Source organism: Streptomyces pseudoechinosporeus, from assembly GCF_054783935.1.
In genome coordinates this window covers 1-18,404 of record NZ_BAAGPS010000075.1, presented here as the reverse complement: position 1 = coordinate 18,404, position 18,404 = coordinate 1, and the positions used below count along the sequence as shown (strand labels likewise).

Genomic DNA, 18,404 nt, shown 5'->3' with positions numbered 1-18,404 from the left:
GCGACGATGAGCCTGTTCGGGGACGGTCTGGACGCCGCGGTGCAGAAGGCATTCACCCGCCCTGCGCCCAAGAGCGCGGGCGCGCAGATGCGGTACCTGGTCAAGCAGCTCAAGGGCACCAAGGCGGTCGCCCAGATGCTGCGAGTCTCCCAGCGCACCGTCGAGCGGTACGTGAAGGACCAGATCAAGAAGCCGCGCCCGGACCTCGCCGCGCGTCTGGAGCGCGAGGTGAAGGCCCGGTGGCAGCCGCAGATCCGGGCCAAGGCCCGGCAGAAGGCGGCGACCACCGGCGGCATCGTCATCGACACCCGCGCCCGGCTCGGCTACACCGCGCCGATCGGGTCGACGGACCAGGACCGCATCCGGCACCTGACCGTCGCGCTGCCGCCCCGCTACGCCGCCCGCCTCTTGGAGGCCCAGGAGCAGGGTGCCACCGAGCAGCGCCTCCAGGAGCTCGCCGCCGAGGCACTCAAGGAGGTGTACTTCCAGGACAACGGCCGCCGCGCCGGACAGTTGGAGGAGGTGCGCTTCACGGACATCGAGCACCTCGAGTTCGACCTGTAGATCTCGAACAGCCGCGAGCCCCGTCGACAGCATCATGCTGTGGTCAGAGCCGGTCGGCAGCTCGGAGTTCGATGTCGACCACAGTGGAGGCGATCTCGTCCTTGCGCCACTGCTCGGGGGAGTTGTGGCGCACCAGGCCGCCCGCGTAGGCCATGTGCAGCAGTTCGGCCTTGGTGTGGTTGCGCATCAGCTCGTTCATGCGCCTCACCCGCTCCTTGCCCCGCGCTGCCTGGGTCTCGCGCTCTTCCTCCGTCATGGTGTCGCCTTGGTCGTGGCGTTCCTGCCCCTGCGTGTCCGGCCGTGCGGGCTGCGCTGGTACACGGTCCGTGGGCCGGGCCGGGGCGGCCTGAGTGGCGGGCGCAGGTGCTGCGCCCGCCCAGTCGATGCCCAGTTCCCGGAGCGCTGCCCGCTGCTCGGGGGTGAGTTTGTCGCGTCGGGTCTTGGTGTTGGAGATCCACACGCCCAGCTTGACGACCACCGGCTCCGGCTCACCGTCGACCGCGATCTCCTCAGCGTGGCCGCGCGGTACAGGCCGGTGGGCGCCTTCCCGCTCCACCCACTGCGCGAGGGCCGCCAGACCGCGCTGGAAGGCCTGCTGTGCCTTGCTCGGGCCCTTTGTCGCACGCTTGGCCGCCGGGGTGGGAGACGGCGCCTGGACGGGCTTCACGCCCAGCTTGGACAGCCGCTCCTGCTGCTCGGTCGACAGCTGAGCCCAAGTACCCGGCTGGGACTGGCGCTCCAGCCACCGCCCGATGTCATCGCCGTCCATCAGTACGCCGGGCTGGATCTCGGGCAGGCTGCCGTCGGCGTCGACCAGGTCCGCGAGGACGCGGTAGTGGCGCTGCCAGTCCAGCGGCCAGGGGCAGTTCCAGTCCGGGTCGATCGCGGCCAGCTGCTTGGCGCGCTCCGCCGCCCGCTCCTGGTCCTTCCCGAGGCCGCCCTTCCGGCGCAGATTGGCGATGTGCTGACCGACCGGCACCATCGCCTCGCCCTCGCCCCACACCTGGTCCTGACGGGGAGCAAGGTGGCCCGTGGCCTGCCGGTAGGAGCGCAGCGCGGCGAGCTTGGACTCCCACGCCTCTTCGCCCGGCTCCCACACCATCCCGGCCTCCGGCGCGTCCAACAGGGTCTTGCGCCGCTCCTCCAACTCACCTGCCCGCAGGGCCTTCCGCTGCTGGTGGACCCAGCGCCCAAGCGGAAACGCCTTCGTCGCCCCGACCTCGACCTCAACGTCGTAGGGAACGGCATAGAGCCCGGTGATCTCGTTCTCCGCCCGCCAGCGCAGCAGGGCCTGGTAGCCCTCCAGCCACACCAGGGACTCCGGCCGGTAGACCCGGGTGCGCAGGAACGCGGCGATGGTGGCGGCGTCGCGCGGGCTGGAGAAGTGCAGCAGCGCCGATTCGGCGGCGGCCTGGGTGTCGTCGTGCTCCTGGTCCTCGCCGTCGCCCTCGCCGTCCGCGCCGACGATCCGCCCGTCCTCATCGCGCCGGACGTGCACGTTGCGCTTCCCGCTGCTCAGCGCCCGGCTGGCGAGCTGCTCAACGAGTCGTTCATCATGACTGCGCAGGCCCTTTATCTAGAGGTGGGGGAGCGCGAGGGACGTTTGTTACGCCTGCCACCTGCAGGGATGGTAAGGGCGAAGCACCGCCAGTCCGCCCGCGTTGCCCCGACCTTGGGGCGCTGGCCATGGTCTATGACGTCGGCCGCATGGCGCTTTTCCTCCAGAGCCGTGAGTGGCGCGGGCAGGCAGGGCTCTGGCCGGGTGCTCGGGGTGCGGTATCGGAGGCATGGGTGGGTGGGCGGGTGCTGAAGTGCGGCACGTGAAGCTCGTCGTCATCTGCTGGGTGGAGCCGGGCCACTCGGGCTAAAGGTTGCTGATGGCAAGGGTTTCAGGGTAGGTTGCCGAAGAATATCTATTGACATTAGCAAGGTTTAGGGGGTGGTATCAGTATGACAAATCGGATGGACGTGCTCCTCGCGGCGCTGGACCGTCAGGGATTCAAGAGCCGGCAGAGCCTGCATGGATCATGGTTTTTTGCCCGGAACGGCACCACGATCACGGTTGGCCAGGAGCCGCAGACGACGGGCGAGTGGATTGACCTGATCTCGACGCTGCGGGGTGCAGGTTTGGTCTTCCCCGAGGGGGACTAGCCAGGTGTAAACGGGGGTCAGAAGGCCTGGCCCCCGCCCCTGTCCATCCGCGCGTGCAACTGGACGAACCAGATGAAGAAGGAGAGGAGAAGAGCATGGAACAGGAATGGCGGGCCTCGGTGACCGCAGAGGCGGTTGGCAACCTCCTAGATGAGCAGTTCGAAGAGCTACACCGCTGCTTCGGCGGCGTCATCAGGCACGAGGCTGACAGTGAGCGTCTGTACCTGCTGTGGCGCCTGATGGCACCCAGCTTGGCGGAAGCCGCACAAAAGGCCCTTGAGGCGGCCACTGAAGGCCTTGGTGCTTCGCTAGGCCACACGCCTCAGCTGGTCGACCTCCGTGTGGTCACGGCTGAGCAGGCAGAGGCCGAGCGGGACCATCCCAATGAACTGGAGCTCATGGGATATAGGGAAGCCGCTGCAGAGCTGGGCGTTTCCCGTCAGAGGGTTGCCCAACTGGACGGCAGTCACCCGGACTTCCCGCGTCCCCTTGGCCGCGTTGGTGCTGGTCCCGTCTTTACTGCCGCTTCCATTCGGTCTTTCGCCGCTAGGTGGGACCGCAGTCCAGGTCGACGGAGGGCAGCCTAGGTATCAGCAGTTCGCTTAGCGGCCCCACTGGCTGTTGGCCTTCATCAGCCAGCGGGGCCCGCTTCTCGCAGTGTCTGCCTGCGTGCTTCTGGCAGCGGGCCTGTTCACGAGGCCGTTGCAGCCCCTCGGGTTGTGCTGGCGTCGCGGCAGGGATCCGCGTCTAGGAGAGTGTCCTCGTGCTGTGCAGGCCCAGGCAGTGTCTGTAGGCGTTCTTGCTTGTATGGAGCGCATATCTCGCGGGTGCGTATGAGGGCTACTCGACTGCGAAGGGCGTGCCGTCGAGTGTGGTGAGGGTTGGCGTGGTTCCCAGTGTGGTGAGGAGCACGATCTGCGGGGTGTTTTTGCCTGCGCGGAGGTCGCCGTGTACTTGGTCCTTGACGGCCGCGAGCATGGTCTCCTTCCAGGCGGGGGCGGCGGTTGCGAGCACCAGGTGGGTGGCCCCCAACTGGCGGCTGCCTTCCAGGAGCTTGTTCAGCTCTCTCTTGGTGGCTTTTGCGTTTGCTGCCAGGGCGTTGCGCTTCTTGGCCTCACCGACGTACAGGGCGTCCAGGGTGGCCACAGCGAAGTCGAACTCGACATAAGCCTCACCCTGGTCCACCAGCTCGAATTCCTCGGTGACGAGGGCCGAGTGTGCGGGGGCCTGGGAGCGCAGGTGACGTGTAGCGAGCAGGGGATAGTTGCCGTCGTTCGTCAGAAGTTCTGCAACGGCAGGATGCAACTCGTAGTACCACTGGGGCTCTTCGAGAGGAAGCTTCCAGCGCTGTTGCTCAAGAACGTTACTGCTGCCGCAGCGTCTGCATGCGTAGTGCTGACGGATCTCGTCCAGAGGGTAGAACTCGTAGATGGGACACGACGCGCAGCCGAGCACGAGGCCGCGGCGCAGTACGCCTTGCGCTGTCCAGGTATCGACCTGAGCACGTCGATCCTCCACGGACCATGCGGGAGCCTGGCAGGCGGAGATGCCCGTCCAGGAAAGGACTGCCCCGGCCTTCAGTTCCCACCAGCCGTGCTCCGGCAGGGCTTCGCGCTCGGGGCCTGGAAGCCAGTGGCGGAGCAGCTCCCAGCGGTCGGTTGCCGCCATATCCTCCAGTTCCGTGCGCGAGCCCAGCAGCCTCTGGGCAACTCGGGCGCGTTTGCCGGCAGGGCTCGGCTGGACCAGGTGCGGTTCTGCGGCTGTCGACAGGAACGCGGTGAGCGAGGGCCAGGACAGTCGCGGGCCTGCGAGACTTCCGGCGAGCGAGGCGCCGGCGGGTACAAAGTCCCACCGGTGCGACCAGTAGGTGATGCCGCCGTCGGATGCGCGGACGAACGTCTCGTATGCGTTCTGCTCTGGTGCCAGCAGAGCCTTGGCGAAGAGGCGGCGGTGGGGCGGTAGGGGATGCGGCGCCGTGAGGCAGACCTGCCAGCGGTGGCGTACCGGGTCCAGCCCTGCGGGCACCTCGGGCTGCATCCTCAGGGATGCGGTCAGTGAGCCGTCCTGTGACTCCTCCACCGGAATAGGCTTGGGCTGGTCCCACGCACTGCTGAACACGACGAGTGACCGTCCCGGCGTCGACAAGTCTGCCGGGGCGGTAATTGCGTAGGGGCGGCGCTCTTCTGCCGGATCATTCATCACCCAGCCACGGCTGTCCCAGCAGGCATCCATCCGCGCCCGCAGAGTCTCAGGTGCCAACGAGGCGCTGGTCACCCTGACAGTTTCCTGTAGATGGCCACCAAGGCGTTGCTGCGCTGCAGATACCTGATGCCAGTGCAGATCCTCCCAAGGCAGCCAGACGGCGCTCCCGTGCACTTGGTGGCTGAGTTGCGCGAGAGCGAAATCCTCCGGCTGGTCGCCCAGAACGATGACGGGCGTCTCCTGGTATCGGCCTCTGCTGATCCGGATACACAAGCCGGTAGCCGGGTTCAGCAAGGACGTGACGTTGTCGGGAACATCAGGACGCAGCAAAGCTTTCTCACCAGCTACGGTGGCCTTGCGCCATTCGGCTTCGCTATGAGCAGTGCTGCCCTCGCCGGGTTCTCCCCCTACCCGCTCTACACCGACCTGTATAGCGAAGGACAGGGCGGCAGGGGAACCGACCTGTAGGAGCGGAACGCCCCAACTGGGTTGGTCCGTCACAGCAGAGAGCGATGTCAGCAGTGATTGTGCCGCGTCGTCCGAGATTGAAGCGCACTGAACGTGGTTCTCGCGGTCGATCCTGCTGACTCCGTACCGGCCGCGCAGTCGGGCAACGGCTTCTTCGACCCTCGAGTCATCGGCGGTTGGCCAGTAGTGGGTGCGGAGTGCTTCAACGCCGTGAGCATGGGAGCTGGCGTCAATGCCTTGCTTGGCCAGAACTCGTTCGATGGTCCCTGGGAAGAGAGCGTCAACAGTGGCGCCCGTCGGCTGGTACGCGACGATGTGATCAGGCTGGAGTTTGTCCAGGACAGCCCTGAGCGCAGGATGCCCAACGGTCCCGGCGGGCAGTGTCGCGCTGGCGCAGCCACCCCAGACTTGGCTGAGTGCACCGAGTGCAGCAGCTGACCAGCGGATCCAGTCGGTGTCCTGAGGCGCGATAACGAGCAGTCTTGGCGGGCGGACGAACGAGTGAAGATCGAGAAAAGCGCTAGTCAAGGCTGCTCCGTGGCCTACCCAGAGGGTCCATGACCTCTCCTGCCTCCGACTCTTCTCTCCCGCGCTTGCACCGGACCACGGATTATCCATAGTGCACGGGTCTGTGTGGTGTGTTCGGCGTGGTTCTCACCTGGTCGTGTGGTGTGTTTCTGGAAGCAGCACGGGCTGAATCCGGGCTTGGTTGTGTTTGGTGTGTGGATGCCGATTTTGTGGCGGAGCGTGCTGTTTCTCCGGTGACTGGTGTGGTGCGGTGGGTGGTGGTCGATGCCGGTTCGTTTGATCTGCAGTCCGAGGCGGTGGCTTTTCTGGCGTCGTTGCGGGCGCGGGGGTGTTCGCCGAACACCGAGCGCGCGTATGCCGGCCGGGTCGCTCTGTATTTGAGCTATTGCCGGATGCGGCGGTTGGACTGGCGGACTCCCGGCTTCCTGGATCTGGCCGATCTGCAGCGGTGGCTGGTCGAGACGCCTGTGCCGCCTCGTGTCGGTCGGGTGCGGCCGGGTCCTGTGCGCTACCGGTCGCAGGGCACGGCGAACGCCGTGCTGACGGTGGTGGGGGAGTTCCTGCGGTTCGGCGCCGCGCACGGCTGGGTGCCGGCCGACACGGTCGGGCTGCTGTCCCAGCCGAAGCTGCTGCGTTTCACCCCGCCCGGCTTTGACCCCGGCGAATCGGACCAGCGACGCCAGGTACGGATGGCCACGTTCCGTTTCCAGGTCACCGAGCCGGGCTATGAGGACCTCAGCGATGAGCAGATCCGCCGGATGATCGCCGTTGCGTCCAGGGCCCGGGACCGTTTCCTGGTCGCGCTGCTGGCGTGTACGGGGCTGCGGATCGGTGAGGCGCTGGGCCTGCGCCGAGGCGACATGCACCTGCTGGCCTCCTCCCGCGTGGTGGGCTGCGGCGTGGAGGGCCCACACGTGCATGTCCGCCGCCGCATGGACAACCCCAACCGCGCCCTGGCGAAGTCCCGCCGTCACCGCTTCGTGCCGGTCACCGCCGACCTGGTCGCCTTCTACACCGACTACCAGTACGAACGCGACCGGGTAGCCGAGGCCGTGGAGTCGGAGATGGTGTTCGTGAATCTCTTCCGTGCACCGCTGGGGCGTGCGATGTCGTATCCGAACGCCAAGGAGATGTTCGACCGGCTGGCCCGCACCGTCGATCATGCGTGCCGTCCGCACATGCTGCGTCACTCGGCGGCGACCCGCTGGCTGCGTGACGGCATCGACCGCGATGTCGTGCAGCGGTTGCTGGGCCACGCCTCCCCGCTGTCGATGGAGCGCTACCGGCACGTCGACGACGCCGAGGCACGGGCAGCGGTCGAGCGCGTCGGCTCCCTGAAGGAGCGCCCATGAGTACCCCGTCCGCTCTCTCACGGCTGCCCGCACCGCACACCGACAGCGCGCGGGACCTGGACGGCGGGGGATGGGCTGCATGGCTGCGAGGCCATCTCGATCCCGCCTGGCGGACGAGTGAATGGCGGCAGGACTGCTGGCTGTTCACCGGCAGCGTTCACGAGCCGCGCAGCTCAGTTGCGCCGTGTCGTACGGAGGCGTGCGACACCGTGGTCTCACCGGCCAACATCTTCTGCCCTTTCTGCAAGGAGGAGCAGAAGAAGTCGCCTCTACCGGCAGCGGAGTTCGCGCAGATCTTCGTGCCGGTGCGCAACCGGGTTGCCTTCGGCGGTGTTCCGGAGCAGTGCCGCTTCACGAAGGACGGGCAGCGCTGTGTCCGGCCCCGCCACTGCAAAGAACTGTGCGCCACGCACTACACCAAGTGGAAAACCCATACCACCCGCAAGGCCGCCGGCCGGTGGGAGGACACCGCCGTCCCCTACACGGATGTTCCTGTCTGCCCGGCTCCCGCCTGCCCGCTGCCGGGCCTGTACGGTCGGGGGCTGTGCCGGCATCACGTGCAGCGTTTCCGTGAGCACCGCCGCACTCACCCGGACGCCGCCGTGGCGCCGTGGGCGGCGCAGCAGCCCCCGTATCTCGCCCCGCACCAGTTCAGCCTCCTGCCACTGACCGAACCGCTGCGCTGGGAGGTCCTCTACGGTCTGCAGCAGGTGGACCCGTGGCTGCGTATCTTCGAGCCGCCGCAGGTCCGTCGCATGGTGCGCGACCTGGTCGGTGCCACCACGCTCGTCAGCGACATGACGGACCAGCAGATGTGCCCGCGCTCCAGCGTCGCGGTACTGCGGATGCTAGGCCGCGTGCGTACAGCCGTCCGGGCGGCCTACGGGCAGCACACCGGCACCGCACCAGCACACGACGACGTCCTGGACCTGCGCGCGTTGGGCCAGCGCTCCCGCACACCCTCAGGCATCCGCCACCCCAAGACCGTCGACCTGCGCACCATCACGCAACGATGGCTGCGCGATCTGCTGCGCACCTGGACCATCCGGCAGCGCCCCGACGCAGACGAGTTCGCTCGCACCCTGCGCGGCGTTGAGCTCGCATCCCGGGCCCTTGCACCACGCCCAGGAACGGACGATCCTGCGCGGCTGCGCTACGACGACGTCACTGCCGTGGTCGACGCGTTCCGCACCGCCCTCAAGTTGGACGGCGAACTGGCCAGCTGGGGCTACCGCATGTCCATTGCCAGCCACTTCTTCGCCTTGATCGACTACGGTCGCCGCTCCGGAGCCGCGGACGATCTCTCCGCCGCCTTCGTCCGCGATCCCGCCGCCCACCGCATCCCTCAGGAAGAAGCCAACGAGGACGAGATCGGCAAGGCGATCCCGGAACCGGTGATCCGCCAGCTCGACGCCCATCTCCACCTCCTCGGCCAGGGCCGCGCCCGAGGTCAGCGCACCCTCGGTCCTGCGGACCTGCAGTTGATGTACCGCACGCTGTACGTCCTGCTCAGAGACACCGGGCGGCGGCCCCTGGAAGTCCTCTCCCTGCCCCGTGACTGCCTGGAGACCCGCCATGACCAGGTCTCCCTGGTCTGGAACAACCACAAGGCCCGCCGCCACCGCAGGCGCCTGCCCATCACTGCCCCCACCGCCCAGGCCATCCACGCCTGGAGAACCCGCCGGGACGAACTTCAACCCAGCCTCCCGCCCGCTGGCGCCGACTACCTTTTCCCCGCCCTGACCCATCTCGCCACCCGCCCGTACCTGCACACCAGCTACCTCAGCGAGACCCTGCGCCACTGGGTCGCTTCCATCCCCCATCTACATGCAGAAGGCACAGACCCACAGGGCAATCCGCTGCCCTTCGACCGCTCCCTCATCTACGCCTACGCCTTCCGCCACTCCTACGCACAACGCCACGCCGACGCCGGAACTCCCCTCGACGTCCTGCGCGAACTGATGGACCACAAGTCCGTCAGCACCACCCAGCGCTACTACACCGTCTCCCTGAAACGAAAACGCGACGCCGTCACCAAGCTCTCCGCCCACGTCGTCGACAACCACGGCCGCCCCCGCCCCAGCTCCGACACCGCCTACGAACTGCGCTCCGTCGCCGTCCCCTACGGCGGCTGCACCGAACCCAGCAACGTCAAAGCCGCAGGCAGCTCCTGCCCCATCCGCTTCCAGTGCGCCGGCTGCGGCTTCTACCGCCCCGACCCCTCCTACCTCCCGGCGATCGAACAGCACATCAACGAACTGCGCGCCGACCGCGAAACAGCCCAGGCCATGGACGCCGCCGAATTCGTCATCACCGCCTTCACCGCCCAGATCACCGCCTTCGAGCAGGTCACCGACCGCATGCAGCGCCGCCTTGCCGCCCTCCCCGCCGCAGAACGCCAGGAGATCGAGGAAGCCAGCACCATCCTGCGCAAAGCCCGCGCCGGCAACACCCACACCCTCCTGCCGCTCACCACCGTCTCCAGGACCGACCCGGCATGAACCCCCGCGGCAACCCGCACACCCTCGCCCAGGCCCGCCGCCGCGCCAGCCTCGACAAACGCCAGCGAGCCCTGACCGCACTCACCACCCTGGAACAACAGGGCGAAAAGATCACCCACGCCGCGGTCGCCCGCACCGCCGGCGTCTCCACATGGCTCACCTACACCGAAGGCGTCCGCGAGCACATCGAAGCCGCACAACAACGCCAGCACCCCGCCATCCCCTCGCCCGCCCACACCCGCAGCACCACCGCCACGCTGCGCACAGAACTCGAGCTCGCCAGGCAGGAAATCCGGACCCTGAGGGAAGACAGAGACAGGATGCGGCAGGCCATCCAGCACCAGCTCGGACAGCAACTCGACGCCCTCGACACCAGACACCTGACCGAACGCGTCGACGAACTCACCCGGACCAACCAACGACTCGAAGACAGCCTCCAGCAGGCCACCGACGACAACCACCAGCTCCACGCCCGCGTGAGAACCCTGGAAACAGACCTGGCGGCGGCACGCACCAGCCTCCGACGGATGATCCGAGAAGAGAACACAAACCGCTGAGGGCGTGTCCAGGCACCCCGCAGGACACGCCACGCTTCAGCAACCCGACAGACCTGCTGCTAGGCCCACTCAACTCCGAGTTCGGCGAGGGCGGCGCGCTGGTCATGGGTGAGCTTGTGGCGCCTTGATTTGGTGTTGGAGATCCATACGCCCAGCTTGTGCTGGTGTTCCTGGCCGTCGATGACGACGGCTTCGACGTGTCCTCTTGGTACTGCCTTCTGGGTGCCCTCGCGCTGGATCCACTGTGCGAGGGCCGCGAGACCGCGTTGGAAGGCTGGTGCTTTCCCGCTGTCCGTGGCCGCCGGTGCGGGCTGTTCGGCGGGTGTTACGCCCAGCGCCGCCAGCCGGCGCCGCTGCTCTTCGGAGAGCTCCACCCAGCTGTGACGCTGCCGGTGAAGCCATTTGCCGAGGTCGTCGCCCTCGAAGAGCACGCCCGGCTCAATCTGCGGCAGGACGCCGTCGGGTTCGTCGGCGGCGAGTTCGGCGAGGACGCGGTAGTGGCGTTGCCAGTCCAGGGGCCAGGGGCAGTTCCAGTCGGGGTCGATCGCCGTGAGCTGGGCGGTGCGAGCTGCGGCCCGCTCCCGGTTTTTGCCGAGGCCGTGAGTGCGGCGGAGGTTGGCCATGTGTTCCCCGACCGGGACCAGTTCGCTGTCGGCGCTGCCCCATACGGCGTCGCGCCTGGGGGCGAGGTGGCCGTGGGCGCGGTGGAAGGCACGCAGTGCGGCGAGTTTGTTCTCCCAGGCTTCGTCGCCGGGCTCCCACACCATCCGGGCTTCGTCGAGCAGTTCCTTGCGGTGGTGGTCGAGTTCTCCTGCGCGGTATGTGCGCCGTTGCTGGTGGACCCAGCGCCCCAGGGGGAACGCCTTGGTGACGCCGGCTTCGGTCTCGGTGTCGTACGGGACTGCGTGCAGGCCGGTGATGTGGTTGTCCTTCCGCCAGCGCAGCAGGGCCTGGTAGCCCTCCAGCCAGACCAGGGACTCCGGCCGGTACACCCGGGTGCGCAAGAACGCCGCGATCGTCGCCGCGTCCCTCGGGGTGGAGAAGTGCAGCAGCGCTGACTCCACCGCGCCCTCGGTCTCGTCCTGCCCGCCCTCGCCTTCGGCTGTGGTGCCGATGATCCGCCCGTCCTCGTCCCGCTTCACGTGCACGTGCCGCTGCCCGCTGGTCAGCGCCCGGCTGGCGAGCTGTTCGACGAGGCGTTCCGAGTGTGAGCGCAGGCCTTGGAGGACGGCTACGAGGGGTGCGAACGAGGCGGAGGCGACCATGTCGGTCGGGTCCTCGCCGGACTGGAGGAAGACGGGCACGATGATTCTGGCGGTCTTGGCCGTGCCGTCGGGGTTCGGCCTCAGTGCCCGGCCGATGTTCTGCACGATCTCCACCTGGGAGCCGCGGGTGTCGGCGAAACACACCGCCTCCACGCCCCGCTCACCGACGATGTCGACGCCTTCGCCCAGGACCCGGACGGACGCGAGGAAGGCCCGGTGCACGCGGCGGTTGTCTGCGTCGATGCCGTTGGCGAACTGCCGTAGGACTTCGCGGCGTTCGGCGACGAGGTGGTCGCCGCACAGCCACGCCGACCACACCCTCTCCGGGGGCACGTGGCGGCCGGCCTCGAGCTCGTAGAACTCCGCGTCGATCGACGATTTCGGCAGGGCATCCGCGTCGGACAAGGCCCCGTCGGAGACCTTGGCCGCGTACAGATGGGCTGCCGTCTGCGGCATCTTCTCCGCGAACGCCGCCGCCTCCTCCACCCGCTGGTGGAACGTCATGACCGTGCGGAGGTTGTGCCGGGCGGCGTGTTCCAGGAGCGCCGTCTGCAGCAGCGCCAGGCGCCGGCCGCGCAACGCCTCCTCCGACAGCCCGAGGACGGGGGAGGGGTCGCGGATCTCCAGCACGTCGATCTCGAACCCGGCGAGAATGCCCCGCTCGACGGCCTCCGACAGACCGAGCTCGAACAGCCATTCGCCGTACGGGCCGTTGGGGTCGCTGGCCATCGTCGCGATCTCCAGCTCCTGGCCGTCCGTGCCGCGCTGCGGGCGGGGGGAGGCGAGAATGCGCGGGGTCGCGGTCAGGTAGAGCCGGAAGTCGGCCGGGATCCGGCTGTTGTCGTGGATCGCCGCCCACGGCCGCCCAAGATCACCGGCGGTTGAGTGGGCTTCGTCGACGATGGCGAGGCCGAAGCCGTCGAACGTCTGCCCGTACAGCCGTTCCCCGCCCGCCAGAGCGGCCTCCAGCGGCCCGCGTACCTTCGCCTGGCCTGTGACATCTTCGGGATCTTCGCGGTCCACGAGCGAGGCGTACGTGGCGAACACGACCGCCGGTCCCTTCCCGGCCCACAGGGCGAGCTGGATGGGGTTGGTGGTGGTCCGCACGCCGAGCTGCTCCAGGACCTCGTCCTTCTCCAGCGAACACACCGCGACCATCGGCCCGTTGTGGCCGACCCTCCTCCATGCCTGAGCGGTCTGCACGAGCAGGTCGAGGGTGGGGACCATCACGAGGATCCGCCCGTTCCGGAAGCACTCCAGCGCGGCCCACGCGGCCGTGATCGTCTTTCCGGAGCCGGTCGCGGAGACCACCGTTCCACGCAGCCCCTGGGCGGGCACGGATGACCGTACGGGGAATCCCGCCCACTTGCGGATCCGCGAGACGGCCTCCGCCTGGTGTTCTCGCAGACTGATCATCGCTCATCTCCCGCCTGGCCGACGGGCTCTGGGCTGTCCTGCGTCGCTGGGTTCTTGGCTGGCGGCTGCTGGAGCTGAGGAGGCTGCTGTTTGCGGCGTCGGCGCAGTTCACGCTGTGCCTGGGCGCGGGCGCATTCGCGGGTGCAGTACTTGATGCCGCTGGTGCGGTTCTGCCCGTACTCGGCGCGGCCGCGTTGGCGTACGAAGTTCCGGCGACAGGTCTCGTTGGCGCACTCGCGGATCGTGGCGTCTTCGGCGAGGTGGTTGTAGAGCTGGAGGAACGCCACGGAGAGGACGGTGGGGTAGCGGTCGTCCAGGCTGCCGATACCGACACTGAACGGCTTCAGCGCGGCGTTCAGCTCACCCTCCAGGTGGGTGATCCTGAACTCCAGGACGAGCTCACGCAGATGGTCCAGGTCGCGCGGCCACACTTCCTCCCGGTCACTGTTGTCGGCGCGCCACTGGGCCAGCTGTTCCTCGGAGACCTCGGGCTCGACGAGCGTGTCGAGCCCGCCCTCGCGCCGGAGGGCCAGCCAGGTGGTGATTGCCGTTTGGGCCTCCGTGACGTAGAGGGTGGCTAGTTCGCCGTGCAGGGAGAACGGCCCGCTGCTCGGGTGTTCGCGCTCGGTGAGCTCCTTGAGGTGCTCGTACACGTCTTCGTCCCAGCTGCCGGTGTTGATGCTGCCGCCGAGATGTCCGTAGGTGCGCATCAGGGCGGCCACAGCGTCCAGGTCGGTGGCATCGAGCTCCATGAACTCGCGTAGGTAGAAGTCCTCCGGCACAGGGACCGTGCCGGAGCGGGAACGGAGCTGCGGGGTCCAGACGATCCACTCGCCGTCGGCCCGCGCCCCGTGAAGAGGCGTCAACTCCGGTGCTGGGACGGGCGTTCCGGGCCAGAGCGTGGGACGAAAGCGTGGGTCAACGTATGCCGCCATGAGGGGCATCATAGCCATCAGAAGGGTAGTACGAATAGTGAATGCTTCGTATCACGGACGTGGCTTGCGGAACTTATTCGAGGGGGAACCGGTGAGGCAGTGGCAGGACCGCAAGGCGGTAGGTGATGTGCACGAACGGCGGGTGGCAGCTGCTCTGCGGGCACGCGGCTGGACTGTCCACCCCTGCGGACAGGGCACCTACCCGCCCGCCGTACGCGACGCCCTGCGCCGAACCCGCTCCGCCCTACGGCAGTTCCCCGACCTGATCGCCGCCCGCGGCAGCGACCTGGTCACCATTGACGCAAAAGACCGCATGCCCAGCACCGACACCGACCGCTACGCCATCAGCACCAACACCGTCAACGCCGGTCTCCTCTTCACCGCGGCCCACGCCCCGACCCCGCTGTACTACGTCTTCGGCGACCTGAAGGTCCTCACGCCAGCTGAGGTTGTCCACTACACAGCCCATGCCTTACGCCACCGCAGCGGGGCCTTCCACCTCGTATGCACAGAGCAAGCGCACCATTTCGACGATGTCTTCGGATCGGCCGGCTCAGCAGCTGCAGCATGAAGCCGCCGCACCCAGCCCAGCCCCGCCACTTGTAGAGCCGGGTCCCGTTGCGGTCTCGGCAAGCCGACCTAGCTTTCGCCGACGTGGAGCTATCTGCCGCCGAGGCATCCCTGAAGCCAGTCGAGGGACCGCGTCGTGCCTCGGGGGTACATCATCGCGATTGATCGTCTTTCCGTGGCCGGACATCGGACGTCAGCGTGGCATCCTCGCGCAGGACACCAATGATCTTGCAGAGAATTCTGCCTCTATTTATAAAATGATTAAATTTGCCCCTGCTCGATATGAACGGGAGCTGAGAACCGTAATTGAGAGAGTCTTTCCCGGCTCATTAGTTGTTTACGCCGGAATTATCAGGGATGGCTGAAAGACGCAGAATTTTGCCGTACTGTCCGGCCGGGAAGAAGGTGGGAGGGAACGGGCGCGGGCGCGCCTCGGGCAGCGCCTGGACGACGTCGAGCTGGAGGAGGCCGCCAGCAAGGTCCAGCAGTGGGAGGACGAGCGCTGGCGCCGCGAGGAGCGGGAGGAAGCCGACCGGCAGGCAGCGCAGGAGCGCGCCGGGCCGAACGGCTGCGGCGGCAGCAGTAGGAGGACCAGGAGCGGGCCCTGGACATGGAGGAGCGGCGCGAGACCGCCCGCACCCTCGACGCCCGGCGCTTGGACCTCGAAGAGAAGCGCCCCACCATGCCTGTTCCCGCAGCCCACAGCGGTGCTGACGGCCCGACGGCACAGAACCCCATGAGCCCGGAGCAAGAGCGCCGCCCGGCGGTCGCCGCCGTGCCCGCGGTAAACGGGCACGCCCCGCCGGCCGCGCCGGTACGTGTACCTGTCGCGCCTGTCGTGTCCGCGCCTCGCCGGGGGTTCCGGCCCCGCAGGCCCGTACTGGAGCCGACAACGGCCCCGCCGTCGTGCCCACGGCCGATCTGCGCACGACAACCGCCGACAACCCCGCCTTGGCCCGCAAGGACGCCCCGGCGCCCGTGGCTGCCAGCCACGCCATCCCGGCCTGGGGCACCGCCCGAGTCGACGACCACGAGCACCAGGAGCAGCAGCCCGAGCCGTCCGCGGGCCCCGTCAAGGACTGGGATCTGCCCGCCGACTGCGCGCCTGGCCGTGCGCCCGAGCTGCTCACCGATGAGCAGGCCCACGCGCGGATCGTGTACTACGCGCTGACCCGTACGGACTGGACGCAGCGGCGGATCGGCGGGTTCGCGGGCCGGTCGGCGACCACGGTGAACAAGGTGAAGAAGGCCTTGGAGTAGGTGAGCGGGCCGGAGAAGTCCGGGACGTACGGGAAGGGCCCGGCCCGGAGGTGTTCCGGCCGGGCCCTCCCGTACGTACAGGTGAAGCCGATGGCCTGCCTTGGAGGGCATGGCGATCGGCTTCACGTGGGCAGGTGCGCCAACACCTGCTGCCATTTCCCTGTGTGCTGGTTGGAGTCCGTAGCAATCAGGGGCGGTCACGATCTGCCGTGCAGTCGCGATCCGTGGTTAAAAGCATGGCCTAGGCCGTCCAAGATCGTTTGGCGTGAAGCGGTGCGGTATTGAATCAACGCAGGTCAGGGCTCTTCCCGCTGCTGAAGGCGGCGACAGAAGGAGTAGTGACTGATGTGCGGTCCTCGGTGTTCACGCTGGGACACTACGCAGGGCCTCTGACCTGCGCTTTCATCCCGACTAGCGCAGTTCCGGAGGGGTGGAAATGGCCGGTTCACGGTGTCACGTGCTCATGCTAGGGCCCTGCGCAGGGCGCTGACCTGCGGCGTTGTTCGCCAGGTGCAGTCTTTCGCGGTCCGCGCGGACCGTGCGTCCGCGTCAAGGTATAGGTCGAGGAGCACGCCGTCGCTTTGGCTCGTTGGTGAGCCAATGTTTTGACCGGCTGTCGTTTGTGCCCTAGCGGCTGGGATCCTGTGGGGCAGCAGGTCCTTTCTGTGCGCTGGGAGCGCCAACTCCCGCTTAGCGCACGGGGGGACCAAGACATCGGTTGGAGTCCGAAGCAGCACCGTCCGGCGATCTTCTGGTCGCCGGACGGTAGATAGGGGATCCCTCATGGGCGGAAAGCCCTCCGCCGCGGCGAGTGCCGCGGCCACCAAGCCGACGGCGTCCGGCATCGACGCCGCCTCCGTGAACGCGATGGCCACCGAGCCGGTGGACGCCAGCGGCGAGTCCGTCTCCGCGAGCGGCCGTTTCGGCATGCCGCACGCGCTCGTGATCATCGCGTGCATCGCCACCGCGGCGATCCTCGCCCCGCCCGACATGAGCGTCCGCGACGTGCTGCTGCTCATCGCGGGCGCCGGCGGCATCGGCGCCGTGACCGTCGTGCTGGCGGTGACCGGCGGCGGCCGCGGCGGCCGGATCGGTCGCTTCGTGCGCGCGTACCTCAGCTCGGGGAACTGAGGTGGTCGTCATGGGACGCCCCGAGAAGCCGGTGGACCGTACCGTTCCGGCGCGCGCGAAGCTCGCGGACTTCCTGCGCGGCCGCAAGGCCGCGGCCGGGCTGACCTACGAGGAGATGGCCAAGCGCCTGCAGGTGGAGGGGGCGCCGTCGAAGGCGACGCTTGAGCGCGCCGCCTCCGGCGGCACCGTCCCCTCCTGGGAGACCGTCGAGGCCTTCATCGTGGTGACCGCCACCAAGGACGAGGAACTCGGCGGGGGCCTCGGCGTTGCCCTGGCCCGCGGCCTGGAGCTGTGGATCCATGCACGCCGGGCGACCCGGGCTCCGTACTACGTTCACAAGGCACCCGACCCTCGCCTCATCTCCTCCCCGGCGGACTTCAGCCGGGCCCTGCGTCATCAGCACGTGTGGGCCGGCGCCCCCACGCCCGGTGAGATGGGGCGGATGTCCGGCTCCTGGGCGCTGCCCAGGAGCAGCACCCGCCGCATCATCGCGGGCGACACCCTTCCCGTCGACCCTCAGCAGACCATCGCCTTCCTGAAAGCCTGCTACGTACTCGAACCCGCCGACCTCGAACCCTGGCTCGCCGCAGCGGTTCGAGCCCTCACCCACGGCAGTGCCTCGAGCAAGAAGGACATCAACAGATGGGTCAAGGCCCACCAGGACCTGCTCACCCAGGTCGACGCCAGCGGTGAGGAAAAGCCCCCGCTCCGAATCCTCGATGCAACGGTTGTTTATCGGGGAGAGACGGGGGGTGAGCGGGCGGCGTAAATTCGGGCCCGCAGCGAAGCACCCCCAGACGTGAATTCGTCTGGGGGTGCTTCGTGTTTACGGCTGGATTCCCGATGGGGTGTCAACCTTGTTTGGGGCGACCGACCGAATTCGCCCTGGGTGGGTGATGAGTCGTCAGGACCGGGCCGTGTGAGGGGTGCGGGGACCCGGCGGGTGGGTGGTCGGCCTCGCCTTGGCGGTGCTCGCCAAGGCCTGCGGAGTGGTGCGCAACACCTGCGCGCCTGGGCCTGTTTCGCCCTGTCCATGCAGGTCACGGAGCTGCGCTCCCTCGCTTCGGGCCCGCTCACGCGAGGGCCGGAGATGGGCGTACAGCGCTGCGCCCCACCTGCGCCCGGGTATTGACAGGCCCGTGTTCACCCCCGGGAGGGGGTCCCCAGGATCCGCCAATGCTACATCTTGCATCAAGACTGATGCAGCTTCATTCCAGAGTCTATCCCGCCCCCAGATTGAAGCACCCTGAGTAGTCGTCAGCCATGACGGTGCAACGGCATGCCGTCATGACGGCATGATCGACCCGGGCCGATCCAGACCACCCCGCCGCATCCCCTCCCTTGCTGCCAGCCTCACCCCCGCAGCGCAGCGGAGGGGGTGCCACAAAACCCCAATCCCTACACAATATCGCAGGTGATGCACCGATTTGAGGCACCCTCAGCCGGTGCCGCGCAGCGGTGCGGCCCTGCCCGCGCAGCGGGCCCCGGGCGCGGCACGCGCCCG

Annotated in this window: 13 protein-coding genes and 1 pseudogene; 10 read left to right on the top strand and 4 right to left on the bottom strand. The window is 68.0% G+C overall.

Features of this window, described 5'->3' with window-relative positions; translation table 11 throughout:
• The first annotated feature begins 6 nt into the window (after positions 1 to 6).
• Complete coding sequence (gene tpg / locus ACYVO6_RS42885; protein WP_461071259.1) at positions 7 to 564, top strand: telomere-protecting terminal protein Tpg; 558 nt, start codon at positions 7 to 9, stop codon at positions 562 to 564.
• Between the two features lie 373 nt (positions 565 to 937).
• Here the strand turns inward: tpg and ACYVO6_RS42880 are convergent.
• Positions 938 to 2,140: pseudogene (locus ACYVO6_RS42880) on the bottom strand (helicase associated domain-containing protein); the annotation flags it as partial.
• A gap of 386 nt (positions 2,141 to 2,526) precedes the next feature.
• On the opposite strand from ACYVO6_RS42880, the gene ACYVO6_RS42875 reads away from it, so the two are divergent.
• The gene (locus tag ACYVO6_RS42875; RefSeq protein ID WP_461071257.1) at positions 2,527 to 2,715 is read left to right on the top strand and encodes a hypothetical protein; all 189 of its coding nucleotides are present in this window, start codon (positions 2,527 to 2,529) and stop codon (positions 2,713 to 2,715) included.
• Between the two features lie 53 nt (positions 2,716 to 2,768).
• The gene (locus ACYVO6_RS42870) at positions 2,769 to 3,302 is read left to right on the top strand and encodes a hypothetical protein (RefSeq protein ID WP_461071255.1); all 534 of its coding nucleotides are present in this window, start codon (positions 2,769 to 2,771) and stop codon (positions 3,300 to 3,302) included.
• A gap of 253 nt (positions 3,303 to 3,555) precedes the next feature.
• On the opposite strand, the gene ACYVO6_RS42865 is transcribed toward ACYVO6_RS42870, so the two are convergent.
• Positions 3,556 to 5,913, bottom strand: coding sequence for a hypothetical protein (locus ACYVO6_RS42865; protein ID WP_461071253.1), 2,358 nt, complete (start codon positions 5,911 to 5,913; stop codon positions 3,556 to 3,558).
• A gap of 233 nt (positions 5,914 to 6,146) precedes the next feature.
• Here ACYVO6_RS42865 and ACYVO6_RS42860 point away from each other — a divergent pair, with 233 nt between their 5' ends.
• From ACYVO6_RS42860 to ACYVO6_RS42850, 3 genes are read left to right on the top strand one after another with little or no spacing between them, the layout of a single operon-like run.
• A complete protein-coding gene (locus tag ACYVO6_RS42860) occupies positions 6,147 to 7,265 on the top strand; it encodes a tyrosine-type recombinase/integrase (RefSeq protein ID WP_461071251.1) in 1,119 nt (372 codons plus the stop codon).
• The gene (locus ACYVO6_RS42855) at positions 7,262 to 9,766 is read left to right on the top strand and encodes a tyrosine-type recombinase/integrase (protein ID WP_461071249.1); all 2,505 of its coding nucleotides are present in this window, start codon (positions 7,262 to 7,264) and stop codon (positions 9,764 to 9,766) included. The genes ACYVO6_RS42860 and ACYVO6_RS42855 overlap by 4 nt, the downstream gene beginning before the upstream one ends.
• Entirely contained in the window at positions 9,763 to 10,323 is a 561-nt protein-coding gene (locus ACYVO6_RS42850; protein ID WP_461071247.1) for a DUF6262 family protein, read from the top strand. Before ACYVO6_RS42855 ends, ACYVO6_RS42850 begins: the two co-directional genes overlap by 4 nt.
• A gap of 59 nt (positions 10,324 to 10,382) precedes the next feature.
• Here the strand turns inward: ACYVO6_RS42850 and ACYVO6_RS42845 are convergent, their stop codons facing one another.
• Positions 10,383 to 13,004, bottom strand: coding sequence for a helicase associated domain-containing protein (locus ACYVO6_RS42845; RefSeq protein WP_461071245.1), 2,622 nt, complete (start codon positions 13,002 to 13,004; stop codon positions 10,383 to 10,385).
• On the bottom strand, positions 13,001 to 13,939 hold the full coding sequence (locus ACYVO6_RS42840; RefSeq protein WP_461071243.1) for a hypothetical protein: 939 nt from the start codon (positions 13,937 to 13,939) through the stop codon (positions 13,001 to 13,003). Before ACYVO6_RS42840 ends, ACYVO6_RS42845 begins: the two co-directional genes overlap by 4 nt.
• A 91-nt stretch (positions 13,940 to 14,030) precedes the next feature.
• Here ACYVO6_RS42840 and ACYVO6_RS42835 point away from each other — a divergent pair, with 91 nt between their 5' ends.
• The 4 genes from ACYVO6_RS42835 (at position 14,031) to ACYVO6_RS42820 (ending at position 17,669) form a co-directional block, all read left to right on the top strand.
• On the top strand, positions 14,031 to 14,510 hold the full coding sequence (locus tag ACYVO6_RS42835; RefSeq protein ID WP_461071241.1) for a hypothetical protein: 480 nt from the start codon (positions 14,031 to 14,033) through the stop codon (positions 14,508 to 14,510).
• 905 nt (positions 14,511 to 15,415) lie between these two features.
• The gene (locus tag ACYVO6_RS42830) at positions 15,416 to 15,769 is read left to right on the top strand and encodes a hypothetical protein (RefSeq protein WP_461071239.1); all 354 of its coding nucleotides are present in this window, start codon (positions 15,416 to 15,418) and stop codon (positions 15,767 to 15,769) included.
• 783 nt (positions 15,770 to 16,552) lie between these two features.
• A complete protein-coding gene (locus tag ACYVO6_RS42825) occupies positions 16,553 to 16,900 on the top strand; it encodes a hypothetical protein (protein WP_461071237.1) in 348 nt (115 codons plus the stop codon).
• Positions 16,901 to 16,910: 10 nt separating this feature from the next.
• On the top strand, positions 16,911 to 17,669 hold the full coding sequence (locus ACYVO6_RS42820) for a helix-turn-helix domain-containing protein (protein ID WP_461071235.1): 759 nt from the start codon (positions 16,911 to 16,913) through the stop codon (positions 17,667 to 17,669).
• The last annotated feature ends 735 nt before the right edge of the window (positions 17,670 to 18,404 follow it).

Excerpts from the sequence above, each read along its gene's own strand:
- tpg (WP_461071259.1), top strand. The coding sequence starts at position 7 with ATGAGCCTGTTCGGGGACGGTCTGGACGCCGCGGTGCAGAAGGCATTC.
- ACYVO6_RS42875 (WP_461071257.1), top strand. The coding sequence starts at position 2,527 with ATGGACGTGCTCCTCGCGGCGCTGGACCGTCAGGGATTCAAGAGCCGG.
- ACYVO6_RS42855 (WP_461071249.1), top strand. The coding sequence starts at position 7,262 with ATGAGTACCCCGTCCGCTCTCTCACGGCTGCCCGCACCGCACACCGAC.
- ACYVO6_RS42850 (WP_461071247.1), top strand. The coding sequence starts at position 9,763 with ATGAACCCCCGCGGCAACCCGCACACCCTCGCCCAGGCCCGCCGCCGC.
- ACYVO6_RS42845 (WP_461071245.1), bottom strand. The coding sequence starts at position 13,004 with ATGATCAGTCTGCGAGAACACCAGGCGGAGGCCGTCTCGCGGATCCGC.
- ACYVO6_RS42840 (WP_461071243.1), bottom strand. The coding sequence starts at position 13,939 with ATGGCGGCATACGTTGACCCACGCTTTCGTCCCACGCTCTGGCCCGGA.
- ACYVO6_RS42825 (WP_461071237.1), top strand. The coding sequence starts at position 16,553 with ATGGGCGGAAAGCCCTCCGCCGCGGCGAGTGCCGCGGCCACCAAGCCG.
- ACYVO6_RS42820 (WP_461071235.1), top strand. The coding sequence starts at position 16,911 with ATGGGACGCCCCGAGAAGCCGGTGGACCGTACCGTTCCGGCGCGCGCG.